This is a genomic window from Parabacteroides sp. KHUB-01 (assembly GCF_056640935.1).
In genome coordinates this window covers 82,928-96,639 of record NZ_CM153256.1, presented here as the reverse complement: position 1 = coordinate 96,639, position 13,712 = coordinate 82,928, and the positions used below count along the sequence as shown (strand labels likewise).

Annotated in this window: 12 protein-coding genes and 1 pseudogene; 12 read left to right on the top strand and 1 reads right to left on the bottom strand. The window is 40.3% G+C overall.

What is annotated here, in order from left to right; translation table 11 throughout:
* The first annotated feature begins 11 nt into the window (after positions 1–11).
* The 7 genes from ACYIAR_RS00415 to istB all read left to right on the top strand — a co-directional run bounded on the left by ACYIAR_RS00415 (position 12) and on the right by istB (position 7,893).
* Positions 12–827 (top strand): phospholipase D-like domain-containing protein, encoded by an 816-nt coding sequence (locus ACYIAR_RS00415; RefSeq protein ID WP_480331386.1) that lies wholly within the window; start codon positions 12–14, stop codon positions 825–827.
* A gap of 52 nt (positions 828–879) precedes the next feature.
* Positions 880–2,271 (top strand): leucine-rich repeat protein, encoded by a 1,392-nt coding sequence (locus tag ACYIAR_RS00410; protein WP_480331384.1) that lies wholly within the window; start codon positions 880–882, stop codon positions 2,269–2,271.
* Between the two features lie 348 nt (positions 2,272–2,619).
* Complete coding sequence (locus tag ACYIAR_RS00405) at positions 2,620–3,570, top strand: MerR family transcriptional regulator (RefSeq protein WP_151923603.1); 951 nt, start codon at positions 2,620–2,622, stop codon at positions 3,568–3,570.
* 128 nt (positions 3,571–3,698) lie between these two features.
* Positions 3,699–4,820: a site-specific integrase gene (locus tag ACYIAR_RS00400; RefSeq protein ID WP_480331382.1), complete on the top strand. Its 1,122-nt coding sequence runs from the start codon at positions 3,699–3,701 to the stop codon at positions 4,818–4,820.
* Positions 4,821–5,184: 364 nt separating this feature from the next.
* Positions 5,185–5,415 carry a hypothetical protein gene (locus tag ACYIAR_RS00395; RefSeq protein ID WP_480331380.1) on the top strand — a complete coding sequence of 77 codons (231 nt, stop codon included), beginning with the start codon at positions 5,185–5,187 and terminating at the stop codon, positions 5,413–5,415.
* A gap of 149 nt (positions 5,416–5,564) precedes the next feature.
* Positions 5,565–7,130 carry an IS21 family transposase gene (istA, locus tag ACYIAR_RS00390; protein WP_480331378.1) on the top strand — a complete coding sequence of 522 codons (1,566 nt, stop codon included), beginning with the start codon at positions 5,565–5,567 and terminating at the stop codon, positions 7,128–7,130.
* A complete protein-coding gene (gene istB / locus ACYIAR_RS00385) occupies positions 7,120–7,893 on the top strand; it encodes an IS21-like element helper ATPase IstB (RefSeq protein WP_480331376.1) in 774 nt (257 codons plus the stop codon). Before istA ends, istB begins: the two co-directional genes overlap by 11 nt.
* Before the next feature lie 34 nt (positions 7,894–7,927).
* Here the strand turns inward: istB and ACYIAR_RS00380 are convergent, their stop codons facing one another.
* A complete protein-coding gene (locus tag ACYIAR_RS00380) occupies positions 7,928–8,698 on the bottom strand; it encodes an IS5 family transposase (protein WP_270592782.1) in 771 nt (256 codons plus the stop codon).
* Between the two features lie 199 nt (positions 8,699–8,897).
* Here ACYIAR_RS00380 and ACYIAR_RS00375 point away from each other — a divergent pair.
* The 5 genes and pseudogenes from ACYIAR_RS00375 to ACYIAR_RS00355 form a co-directional block, all read left to right on the top strand.
* Positions 8,898–9,605, top strand: a pseudogene (locus tag ACYIAR_RS00375) (DUF6371 domain-containing protein); the annotation flags it as partial.
* 189 nt (positions 9,606–9,794) lie between these two features.
* On the top strand, positions 9,795–11,837 hold the full coding sequence (mobV, locus tag ACYIAR_RS00370; protein ID WP_480331374.1) for a MobV family relaxase: 2,043 nt from the start codon (positions 9,795–9,797) through the stop codon (positions 11,835–11,837).
* 197 nt (positions 11,838–12,034) lie between these two features.
* On the top strand, positions 12,035–12,760 hold the full coding sequence (locus ACYIAR_RS00365; protein ID WP_480331373.1) for a UpxY family transcription antiterminator: 726 nt from the start codon (positions 12,035–12,037) through the stop codon (positions 12,758–12,760).
* 26 nt (positions 12,761–12,786) lie between these two features.
* Positions 12,787–13,239, top strand: coding sequence for a hypothetical protein (locus ACYIAR_RS00360; protein ID WP_480331371.1), 453 nt, complete (start codon positions 12,787–12,789; stop codon positions 13,237–13,239).
* A 59-nt stretch (positions 13,240–13,298) separates the two neighbouring features.
* Positions 13,299–13,706 (top strand): hypothetical protein, encoded by a 408-nt coding sequence (locus ACYIAR_RS00355; RefSeq protein WP_480331369.1) that lies wholly within the window; start codon positions 13,299–13,301, stop codon positions 13,704–13,706.
* Positions 13,707–13,712 lie beyond the last annotated feature (6 nt).

Sequence of the window (13,712 nt, the reverse complement as noted above, 5' to 3'; positions counted from 1 at the left end):
AGATTTATATTATGAAATTAGATGATTACGCAATACAACAATTGGTACCATATATGACTGGGCATAATGAATGTGGAGCGAATTTTACGGGAAGGGAACTTGTTGATATATTTAATAAGTATGGTAGATTTCGTGATACATATAACAACGGACTTCCAATTATAAAAGAGGGACAAAACACATCAAAAAAAACTTATACAGAGAATAGGTTAGCAAAGATGAATGAGAATGTTGCTTTATCCGATTTGATAGAGGAAGTTATATCAAAAGCAACTTTACAAGAAAAATGTGCAGAGGAGATACACAATATTATTTCTGAATGTGGATATGGTGTTGAGACTGTGGATGGCCATTTTAGAGTAACAGGTTTACGTGTATGTAAAAATCCTATAATAAGAAATACACCTGTTTTTAATAAAATTCAGAATGATATAGTTCAAGCATTAGATAAAGCTAAAATTTCTATAGTTGTCGCTGTGGCATGGTTTACAAATGAAACGTTATATAAAAAACTATTAGAAAAGAAAAGGCAAGGAGTAGATATTCGTGTTGTAGTTAATAATGATGGTATTAATAAGAAATATGGTATGGACTTGTCTGGTTTAAATTCAGTAAAGGTAAGAAGTGATAGAGGTGGTATAATGCATGAGAAATTTTGTGTTATTGATAATCAGATAGTCATTAGTGGAAGTTATAATTGGACTGATAACGCTGAATTAAGAAATGCTGAACACATCAATATAACTGAAAATGACAATGACTTGGCTACTAAATATTCTTTAGAATTTAATAGATTATTTTCTTTAGGAGATAAAGATGAATATTGAATTATTTCTATGTTTAGAAATAAGGTAAAAATCAATATTAAACAATTCCCATATGAACTATCCATTAATATCAGAATATGTTCAAACTGTCAAGTTTTCTGAAAGAAATTTTGATAAACTGAACAATCTCCGTCCCGTACTTGAAGAGGATGGTAATCCTGTGATGTCCAGCGGTAACTTTGCGGTAGTCTTTAAGATGGAGGATAAGGAAACAGGAAAGTTGTATGCCGTAAAATGTTTTCTTCGTGACCAGGAAGGTAGAGAAGATAGTTATAAACTTATAGCTTCAGAGTTGGAATATGTATCTTCTACATTCCTCACTCCCATAAAGTACCTTGAAAAGGAACTGTTTGTAGATACTACACAAGGAAATGATACAGAGTTTCCTGTGTTGTTAATGGACTGGGTGGAAGGTCTCACACTTGACAGGTATATACGAAATAATATCCACGACCAATACAAACTTGCTTTGATAGCCTATCAGTTCTGCCGTATGGGCTCTTGGCTACTCAGTCAGGAGTTTGCACATGGCGACTTGAAGCCCGACAATATCATAGTCCGTGAAGATGGTCAGTTGGTATTGGTGGACTATGACGGTATGTTTGTACCTGCAATGCGAGGACAGAAGTCACGTGAATTGGGTAGTGTGGATTACTGTCATTCTCTTCGTACAGAAGATGTATTCAATGGCAGTATTGATGATTTTTCAATTGCTTCCATTGCTTTGTCGTTGAAAGCTATTTCTTTGAAGCCTGAGTTGCTAAATGAATTTGGTTCAGAGGACAGACTGCTTTTCAGTGCAAAGGATTATCAGAATATTGGTGAAAGTGAATGTCTAAAGGCAATTCAGTTACTTGCTAATGATACTGAACTGGCTCAATTATTGGGCTTGTTTTATATAGCGTATGCAAGGAATGAACTTGGTAATATTTCTTTTAAATTGTTTAATATTGCTAAACCTGAATATATTCCTGTGATTATTCCGGAAATAGAACTTTCTACAAAGGTTACAGTTGAAGATTTGGCTGATGCTATTGTTGATGAATATGGTGTGAAGTATAGTCGTGATGGCTTGAGATTGTTGAAAGCACCAGAGGATATTGAGATATATAAGATAAAGGATAGAGCAAAAATTATTTGTGATTGTGCATTTCAATTTTGTGGTTCACTATATTTATTATATATTCCTAAATCTATTGAGGCTATGGGTGATTGCTGCTTTTACGGATGTGAATCATTGAAATCGTTAGAAATTCCAGATTCTGTTAATTTTATAGGTGATCTTGCTTTTTGGGGATGCCTTTCCTTGAAAAATATATTTTTATCCAAAAATATCAAATGTATAAGTAGTGGCCTATTTACATATTGTACATCTTTAGAATTTATAGAAATACCATCAAATGTTATAAATATAGGAGATTATGCATTTTATGGCTGTATTTAGACCCTTATAACTAACTATAACTTACTATGACTAATCAAACATAAAGCCCTGATTTTCAATACCATTTGATTTTTAACACTTTCTGAGTGCTTTTTGGCAGTTCCCGATTTTCCACATATTTTTGCAACGTATTTCTACCGTGGAGAATTTGCGGAGCTTTTATTTTGTCATATCGTGAACGTAGTTGACAAGGGTTTACGAGTGAATACAATGGATGACATATTTGAAGCTGATAGGCAAAAAGCGTAATATCGTGGACTGGGTTGACAAAGGTTGTCAATAGTTCACTTCCGTTTACTCCAATGGTGGAATACTCAAAGTATGTAGAACATAGCAACATCAAAGAGTATGAGACCGACAAGAAAATGTGAATTATGTGGCAAGACATTTGTGCCAAGGAGTGGTATGCAGAAATACTGTTCCGAAGAATGTCAGGCAGAGGCAAAACGTCTTAGGAAGAAAAGACAGCAGGACTTGATTAACGGTATTGAGCCAATCATGGATCTGCAACATCAGGAGTATCTTACCTTCTCCAAAGCTGCCATTCTGATGGGATGCACCCGACAGTATATCTACAAACTTGTGGCTAACGGAAAGTTGAAGGCATCAAGATTGAGCAGCAGAATGGCATTCGTAAGAAAGGCTGATATAGAGAAGATGTTTGAGGGTAATCCCTACAAGCGTGTGGTTCCTGCCAGCAAGAGCAAGCCCTGTAAAAAGGCAAAAACAGAAAAGCCAACACAAAAGCAGAAATCGACAAAAGGGAAAGAAGAGAATGAGGTGCTTGACTATTATTCGGGCGAGGAAGTGATGTCCATTTATAAGGTCAAGAAGTCTTGGCTCTACACCTCCGCCAAGCGCAACCAGATACCGATGTGCCGTATCGCTGGCAAGAACTATTACAGCAAACGGCATATTGATGAGTTCTTCGGTACTGCCGTTGACATCAACAGCATCACGGAATGGGTGACTGCTGATGATGTAGAGGAAGCCTTTAGCATGAGCAAGTCAGCACTTAGGGCATACACCTACCGCCATAAGATACCGACCAAACGTGAGTACGGTCGTACCTATTACTCAAAGGAGCATCTTGAAGAACTGCGCAGGACTGACTTAATGAGCGATGACAACTATTATACTACAGAACAAGTACAGCAGTTGTATGGTCTGACAAGTGCCAACATCTGCCATATCGTAAGAGTGCATCATATCAGCAAGGTAAAAGTGGGTGTAAAAAACCTGCTTTTGAAGACGGATGTGGAGAGTGCAATGGCAGAAAGGGCAGCAAAAGGGCTGTGATTTCAAGTGATTTCAGCATTATCCATCAATGACTATGAATAATTGGAGTCACGGAAGCATCATTCAGTTATTTTGCAGCCGTGAAGAGACACTTCACCACGAATAATCATCAATAACACATATCAGTTATGAGCAACATCTGCAAGACCGTATCATTGCGTACACGCAAAATCAAGGACGGACACATGCTGTCCTATTATCTTGACTATTATCCAGGCTATCGTGACGAGAGCACGATGAAAGTCATTCGCCATGAGTCGCTTGGCATCTACATCTATGCCAAGCCGAAGAACCAGACGGAACAGAAGTACAACCTCAATCTTACGGCAAGAGCCGAGGCGATACGCTGCCGTCGCTTCGAGGCTATCGTCAACGAGCGTTACGATTTCTTCGATAAGGAGAAGATGAAAGGAGATTTCCTTGCCTACTTCAAGAGACTGGCAGACAAGAAGAACTCCAAGTGGCAGCACGTCTATATGCACTTTCGTACCTTCACGCAAGGCAAGTGTACCTTCGGGGAGATAAACGTGGACTTGTGTAACAGATTTCGTGAGTATCTGCTGACAGCACCACAGGGACTGCATAAGAACAGAAAGCTGCATATCAACTCAGCAGCCAACTACTGGTCAACTTTCCGTGCATCAATCCATACTGCCTATCGTGACCGCAAGATTAAGGAGAATCCCAATGGTTTCTTGGAGCGTATCGAGCCAATCCCGACTGACAAGGAGCATCTTTCACAAGACGAGGTTATCCGCTTGGCATCCACACCATGCTCTGCTCCTGCCTTGAAGCGAGCCTTCCTGTTCTCTTGCCTAACGGCATTGCGAAAGAGCGACATCAAGAAACTCACTTGGGAGGAGATACAGCCATACGGCAGCGATGGTGTGATGTATGTCACCACACGAATGCAGAAGACAAAAGACATCGTGCATAACCCAATCAGTGAGGAAGCCTTGGAACTGATAGGCTATTCACCAGATAAACGAGGCAAGGTGTTCCCTGATTTCAAAGACTCCATGACGCAGGCACCATTGAAGAACTGGCTGAAAGATGCAGAGATAACCAAGCATATAACTTTCCACTGCAGCAGGCACAGCTTCGCCTGTCTCCAGCTCGACGCAGGAACAAGCATTATGGTGGTGCAACGTTACCTCGGTCATAAAAATGTTACGACAACAGAGGTCTATGCCAAGATTTCCGATGCTCAGAAGCGTGCTTCGATGGGCTGCATCACATTGAAGAAATAACTCTCACACAACCTTATTCGTGTAGGACTGTTGGAATGAAGTGTTCCAGCAGTCCTTTTCCATTTTTATTGGTTCTATTTGCTGTTACAGATAGAACCAATCCACCAAACGCACCCTTATATCTGTTGATATTGAAAAACAACAGTAAGTTTCTCGTTTCTTCCCTATTATCTTTGCGACAAGCAATCAGCTATAACTGACACTAACGAGCAGTTTCAAGTATGATTCAGAGTATGATATCATATTAGAACGCTAATAAAGCGTAAAAGTAAGAGTGCCAGAGAACGTAAATGCGGTTTTTACATGCTTCTGCGTCTAACTTTGTGGAAGTTTTTGAACGAATAACAATAAAACGAATACGATAATGACAGAAAACAAGACAACATCAGATTGTACCATCTACGCTTTTGTTGGTACAGCAATTCTCGCCATCTCTCTTGTCGTGGCGATGTATGTAGGCAATGACTTTCACCAAAGTCTGTTTGTCGAGTCAATCATCTTTGTTGGAAGCAACATCCTGCTTTGGGCGATATTCATTTCCATGGTGAATTGTCCCTATGTGGAAAATATAAAGTCACTTGACCCACTATTATAAAAATCACCTGACCCACCTTTATAACCGAAACTGACCCACTTAGATTATAATAAAAATTGACCCTATAGAATTACCACATTTCAGTCTTGTTTTTGTACTTTAAAAAGCATTTTAACCCGGTATCATTAACCGAATAAAAATTTTAAAGAATGAAAATAAGAATCAAGCACATACTGCGGTGCTACCAGTCAGGAATGAGTATCCGTAGTATCAGTTCTTCTCTTCTGATTTCACGTAATACAGTAAAACGGTATATCCGAATATACGAGGATATGGGTATAGAGCTGGAACGCCTGTTGAAAATGGACGAGCATCATCTGCATGAACTTTTCGGTACGGAGACTGACAACGAATCAACAGGATCTGCAGAGTATAAGTATCTTCAAGAACATATACCTGAGTACATTAAACGACTTAAATCCCGTGGAACAACAAGAAGGTCCTTGTATGAGGAGTATCTGAGAAACCGTCCCCAAGGTTACAGTTATTGTTCATTCTGCCTGTATCTCAGACGTGAAAGGGAGGTAAAAATACCGGTTGGACGCATAGATCATATAGCTGGTGATCAGATGTATGTGGATTTTGCCGGTGACAAACTTTATATTTCAGACAGGAATACGGGTGATAAGGTTCCCGTAGAAGTCTTTGCTGCGATACTTCCATGCAGTCAGATTACTTATTACGAGGCTGTACCATCGCAAAAGAAAGAATATCTTATCCAGGCATGTGAAAATGCTTTCCATTATTTTGGAGGTGTACCAAATGCCATAGTTCCCGACAACCTCAAATCTGCCGTAACAAGGCCCGGTGGAATAGAGCCTGTAATAAATGATGACTTTGCGGCATTTGCAGACCATTATGGTTGTGTTGTCTTTCCGGCAAGAGTGCGCAAACCCAAAGACAAGGCTTTGGTTGAAAATGCTGTAAGACTGCTTTACAGGGAGGTATATTCAAAGATGACAGGATTGAAATTCAATGATATTGAAGCCTTGAACATAGAAATAATGAAACATACTGACGCATTGAACAGCCGAAAGATGTACAACCGCAGCTACAGCCGTAGGGAGCGTTTCCTCGAGGTCGAGAAAGACAGGCTACATATATTGCCGGCAACAAGATTTATATCAAAAAACCGGAAAACGGCAACTGTCATGAAAAACAGTTATGTATCGCTTAACAATCACTATTACAGTGTTCCTAAAGAGTATATAGGCGATGCTGTAGAATTACTGTATGATGGGGACACAGTGGAGATATATCATAAATTCAGACACATAACGACACATCGCAGGGATGATACACCTTTCACTTATTCAGAAAAACCTTCCCATAAACTTCCCGGAGTACTACATGAATACAGAATCAGAATGGATGATATATACCGCAAGGCACGTGAAATAGACCCGGTAGTGGAAGAGTATATAAAGTTGGTGGCTGTTGCCAAAAAATATCCTGTTCAGGCTATACGTTCAGCTGATGGTATATTATGTCTTGTGGAATGTTTCGGACACGACAGAGTGGTTCTTGCATGCCAGATAGCAATGGAATCCTGCATGTTCGGGTTCAACGAACTTGAAAGCCTTCTGGTAAACAGGGAAGATGAAAAGTATCATATACAAATGGAGGGGCTTGCTCCTGAACTTACCCCTAAACACAGAAATCTCAGAGGTAAGGATTATTTTAACTCTAAAAATATGGATAAAAATGACAAGTAATAATAAAACAAACAGAACTGTCGGAAAAAATATGGACAGAATAATGGAGTTACTCTCCAAATTACGTTTTTACGGTATGCTTGAAACATACAGGAATGACTGCAGGACAACATCCTCTGATGGTATGACAAACGATGAGTTCCTGAAATGGCTTCTTGAAAGCGAGTATGATTACAGACGCAATGTAAGCATTGAGCGACTGATAAGATCTGCAAACTTCAGATATAAGGCATATATGGAAAAAATAGACTATACAATAAAACGGAACCTTGACCGGAACCAGCTCGAGAGACTTGCTTCTCTTGATTTTATAAGAGACGGACAGAATATTTTTATCACAGGAAGCTCCGGAACAGGTAAAAGCTATATAGCTTCAGCAATAGGATATGAAGCATGCAAAAATGGAGTCAGAACTTTATACTCCAATGCGTCAAAGCTTATGGGACAGCTTAAAATGGCCAAAAACAAGGGAACTATAGAATCTGAGATGAAAAAAATTGAAAAGTGTTCACTGCTTATTTTAGACGATCTCTTTCTTATAGGACTGGATGCCAGGGAAAGGTCAATACTTATGGAAATAATAGAAGACAGACACGGAATAAAATCAATCATAATAACATCACAACTTCCAGTTGAAAGCTGGTATGATGCAATTGGAGATCCTACTTTAGCTGATGCAATCCTGGACAGAATTGTACATACGGCACACAAAATTGAACTAACGGGAGATTCTGTAAGAAAGATTAATGCTAAAAAGAAGTAGTATCTGCTATAAAGAATTATAATTGAGAAACTGTTTAAATTTTATTCAAAAATAATTTTATGGCAGCGATATGCATCATGGCTTCGTGCGTATCGGCCCTGTATTCATAGTCAATGGTCAGTCTCCTGAAGTTCTCGAGCCATGAGAAAGTGCGCTCGACAATCCATCTTTTTGGCATGGGGACAAATCTGTCCGTCCGTTTGTCGGACCTGAGTACGACATCCAGGTCGCAATGCAGCAGTCTCTTGACCGTGTTCCTGACAGTCTCGCCCCTGTAACCTCCGTCCGCCAGAATCCGTTTCAGCCCCGGGAATTTGTATCTCATGGATTCGAACACCTCTTCCGCCCCTACGCTGTCATGGACATTTGCCGGATGGACTCTCACTGACATGGGCAGCCCCAGTGTGTCAACCACTATGTGCTCCTTCCTGCCCTTTATCTTTTTGTTTCCGTCTATTCCCCTTTGACCATCAATATGATGGGAGGTCCTGACACTCCTTGAGTCGATGATCCCAAGGCTGGGACTCTCCGCCCTGCCCGAAAGACGGCGGACAATGCCGCGGAGGGTGTCGAAGATCTCTTCAAGCAGGCCCTCGTTCTTCCACTTGCTGAAATAGTAATACACTGTCTGCCACGGAGCGAAATCCGATGGGAGCATTCTCCACTGCACGCCGGTCTTCACGATGTACAGGATGCCGTCAAAAACAGAGCGCAGTGAATATTTTCTGAATCTTTCTTTGGGGTCTAACATATTTTTTATAACTTGCCACTGTTTATCAGTCAGGTTGGTTGGGTACTTATGCATAACTTTAATGTCTTGATAATCATAAAGTTACGAAAAAAATTCCAATTAACCTACTGATTTACAACTAATTATAAATAAATTTAAACAGATTCTGAAACTGACCCGGGTTAAAATGCATTTTTCTCTACTTAATTCTAATATTTTTTTGATGGGTCAATTTAGAGTATAATAGTGGGTCAAGTGACTTTATATTTTCCATCATTACGGAATCAATCCGTTATACCAGTACCTTTCCAAGGTCTTTGGTGAACAAGAGACAGAAAGGCTGACGAAGATGTATCATGTCGGAACATCCTATAAGTGGGGAGGCTCAACCATTTATTGGCAAGTTGACAAGGATGATAAAGTGAGGACTGGCAAGGTCATGCTGTATAATTCCAAAGACGGACATCGTGTGAAAGAGCCACGTTCTTATGTTGGATGGGCGCATGCTTTTCTTCATCTTCCAGATTTCAACTTGTGCCAATGTTTCTTTGGTGAGCATTTGCTGGCACAGCATCCCACAATGTCGGTCGCTATTGTCGAGAGTGAAAAAACTGCCATAATCGCATCCCATTTCATCTCCAATTTCATCTGGCTGGCAACTGGAGGTATGCATGGCTGTCTTAACCAAATCGCTGTCAAGGTATTGGGAGGTCGGGACATCATTCTGTTCCCTGACCTTGGAGCAACGGACAAATGGAAATCAAAAATTCCATTGCTGCAATCTGTTTGCAAAAGGGTTGTCATAAGCAACATCTTGGAAGACAATGCCACCGATGAACAAAAGACCAAAGGTCTTGACATTGCCGACTTCCTATTGATGACGGAAACGCCACAGATGGTGCTACAAAGGCTGATAAAGCAACATCCGCCACTCCAACATCTGATAGACAGTCTTGGGTTGGTGTTGGTGGAAGAGTCATAGCAGAGTAGGTAAGGATCTGCGAGCACGCTTGCGTGACGGACTTTCACAAAAGTCCTAAACATAATAGGGACTTTTAGATTCACTTGCTGACGCTGTTCACTTAAAAAGTCCTTCTATTATGCTCAGGCTCCGCCCGAGACCTGTCTCCAATTATACAAGAACTACGTTACAAACTCAAACAAGATTCTTATGGAAAGAAACATACCACGTGCCGCCATCCATGTAGGCACAGACAAGAAATCGTTCTCGTCCCAAGTGGGTAACGAGGCGGAACGCAGAGGTTGGGATGAGAAGCGTTACCAACTAAAAAACGCAGACATAGACAAGAACAACCATTATAACTACTCACGCAAGAGACTCAACTTTGAGATAGTCAAGGGTGGAAAGATTGTGCCTCTTGGTTCCCAGTCTGTGCCGTTGCATGAACGCTTGCAGCACAGACTTGATGAACTTGGTTTCAAGCCATATATGGATGCCAAGCGTCCCGACCAAGTTTCAAGGAACAGTCCGAACTGCACTGTCGGCATCATCTTCAGTGGTGACCATGATGTGCTTAACAGGCTTGCCTTTGGTGAACAGAAACTCAACACGTCAGATCCAAATGCTGACCACAGCAATGTGACATTACAAAAAGGCATCTATGACTGGGCATTGGACACCTACCGCTTTGCATGTGAGAAATGGGGAGAAGAGAATGTCATCGGCTTTGATGTGCATTGTGACGAGACAAGCATCCATGCCCATGTGCAGACCGTGCCTGTAGAACAAGTAAAGAAACGTGGGCGCATCGGAAGCAAGTACATTCACAAGGATAATCCAGAAAAGGTTCTCTCTACAAAGGAATGGAGAGCACTTCCAAAAGAAGAACGTGACAACTACACAAAATCGGAAGTTGCAAAGGGTGTTGTTGAAAGGGTCTCTTATGCCAAAGTGTGGGGAGAACGAGCAAAGGATAAGTCACAGTACTTATCACAACTTCATACCGACTATTACAACAAGGTCGGTCATAAGTATGGCTTGGCAAGAGGTTTCTCCTATGATGAACTTTCAGAGGAAGAGAAACGGGGACGCAAGCATAAGAACAAGGTGGTACTTGAAGCGGAACGTCAGGCAAAAGTCGCTCTTGACAAGGTGGAAAAATACGCTGTTCTTGCCACTATTGACAAGCAAGATCTCACCTTCCCTCTTCTCAATATCAAGACACCTGTTCAAGAGGCAATGGATGCCGTTAAGAAAGAACTTGCCATTCCTATTCCTGCACTTATCGGACAAAAGACTTGGCGAGAGGAACGGACAATAAACATCAATGATGCTATCAAGGCTCTTATCGCTGCCATCAACACTGAACGTGACAAGCAGAATAATGGTATACGGGCATCTGTCAACAAAACTTACACTTACTATATGCAGCAACTCAACAAACTGATTATTGAGAATAAGGCATTGCAGAATGAGAATGAAGCGCTAAAGGCTGAAAATGCAAAAGTGAAGCAACACATATCGCAACTTGACGAGAACGCAGTCAGACGAGTAACCGCTCAAAAGGATGCCGTTATTGAAAGTCTCAATAAGCAATTAGTCTCAAAAAACGAGGACATTACAAAACTCAAGACAGATTACAATACTCTATGGGATAAATACAAAATCTTGGTTCTTCAATGGAACGACTTGACAAAACAGCCTGAAATAATTGAAGCAGTTAAACGTGTGGAAGAACGCAAGGAACAAGAAGCGGAGGCAAAACGTGAGGAACAGGCAAGACTAGACAGATACGAAAGTGTACTTGATCGATTCATTAGTGAAGGTCATGAACAGCTCAAAGCCTTTTCACAATCAAGCAGAATAGATTTCGAGGAGAAAGAAGCCAAAGCAATCTATTATGGTATTATGGCTACTGCCACAAAATCCAACATTACGCTTCGTTCTCCACAAGGATTCAAATTTGCCGTTGAAAGATTTCTCGCGAGCATGGATTGGAATGGTTGTGGCAACTATCGGAGAGAATGTGTCGCACATTGGACAAAAAACTTTGCTACCGATGAGGTTGTTTATACAGGACCCATCATTCAGAACTTCCTTTCGTTCATTGACCACATGTCGTGTAACGCAGATACATACGTTTCACTTGGCGGCTCCAATGGTTGTGCTGACCAACTCACTAATTGGGACGGAACACAGAAGTTGGGGTTAGGAGCATCACCAAAAAAGAAGTCACAAGGGCAGTCACGATAAGTCGTGTGAGAACTGAGAGATGGTTGGTTGCATATGCCGCACCAACTATCTCTCAAATGTTAAAAAGCGGTTGCAGTACAAAGATTTACAATGCTTTCTTCTTTCATCTCAGTAAGTTTCTTTATCTTTGTAGTCAAAATATGACAATTCTTGCAAAAGAAAGTCTATTGGTTTAATCTAACCTCTGAGCAATAACATTGGAAGATAACACCAAACAGCCTTTAACGGCTAACGCTTCATTGTATAATGGGCAGCCTACCGACACAGGCTCATCGTGTCCAAGTGCAGGACTTACCTCTTGTACGCCCTCCATCTCCAAGAACAAAGGTGGGGTGTCGGTAGAGAATGTGCCTGATGCAAGCAAACAATGGTTCGTTCTGCGAGTTTCATATGGACGTATTGTCAAAGCAAAAGCATTTGTAGAAGCTAAAGGATTTGAATGTTATGTTCCTATACGATACAAAGAGGTGAAGAAACATGACAAGAAACGAATCATTACAGAGCCTCTTCTCTCCTCATTTCTCTTTGTTCATGCTGCAGCAGAACAAGTTGACTCATTTTTGCAAGACAAGAATATCAAGGCTCCAGAGAATAAAGCTTTGTTGAGTTACTATTACGACCATACCTCACATTGTGAAAATTCGCCAACCAAAAATCCACCTCTTGTCATCTCTGATGCAGCTATGGATAATTTTATTCGCTTAACTTCTATACATAATCCTCATATCATCCCTGTTACTTCAGAGAATATCAAATACAAGTTAGGGGATGAAGTTATGATTACAGAGGGTGATTTTAAGGATATACATGGCAGGGTGGCAAGAATTGCTGGACAGCAGAGAGTTGTCGTGGAGTTATTTGAGGGCTATTTGGTCGCAACCGCTTATATACCCAAAGATGCTATAAAGATAATCAATTATTAACAATACAAAAATAAAAATATTAGCTAATGGAATTAGATTTTTTATCCAGCATAATAAAAGGAGACAATAATCCTCCTTGTGGGAAAATTGTTTTCGATTCATCAGACCATGTCCGCTTCCAAAATGGGCAAAATGTCTCCGGACATAACTACAATTGTCATCGTAGAATAACAATTGAAAAGAATATTGAAGGTGCCGAAGGATACACTGTAACAATGTACAATATGGATGGTATGCATCCATTATGGCAGAACAATGTTCAAATGGCGCCCAAACGAATGAAAATTGTCAATGTAGATAGAAACATCGTAGAATTGCGAGGCTATGGTTACGATGAAAACGCTTTGGCTATGGGAGCTCCACTCGAAGCTGCCTCTTTTGAAAACTATGGCATTGCAATCATGATAGAGAATGATGCAATAGTTCGAGCACAATTAAACATGTATGATAGAAACGTAAGCATCGTTTATCTAAAATGAATACAAATTTCAACTTCAAAATACGTCTGTTAGGATATTATAATTTTCCAAATCAGACAATGAAACCTGAAGAGGCCTATGTAAATGATGCTGAAGAATTGGCTCCTTTATTACGAATGTCTCTTGAATCGGTTAAGGACAATCCCTGTGCAGATGACTACATTAAAGATGTTATTGACAATCCCGCAGTTTTTATCTTCAAAGATGAAGAGAATAAACTTTATGCCTACTTTACAGGCACTGGGATAGCCAGAATTACCAATGTGTTTTATAATAAAAATTCTATTAAGCAAGTTCCTTTAAAATATAAGAGGTGGTTCATCCCAGGTAGTCCCATACAATTAATCGAGGAAAACCCTAATTCAGAAGGAACAAATTCCCCATCTGCACCTCCTCAGGCTCAAGATAATACAACATCAACTTTACCCGAAGATAATACCTTTGATTGGACAAACTTTATAAAATAATAAATT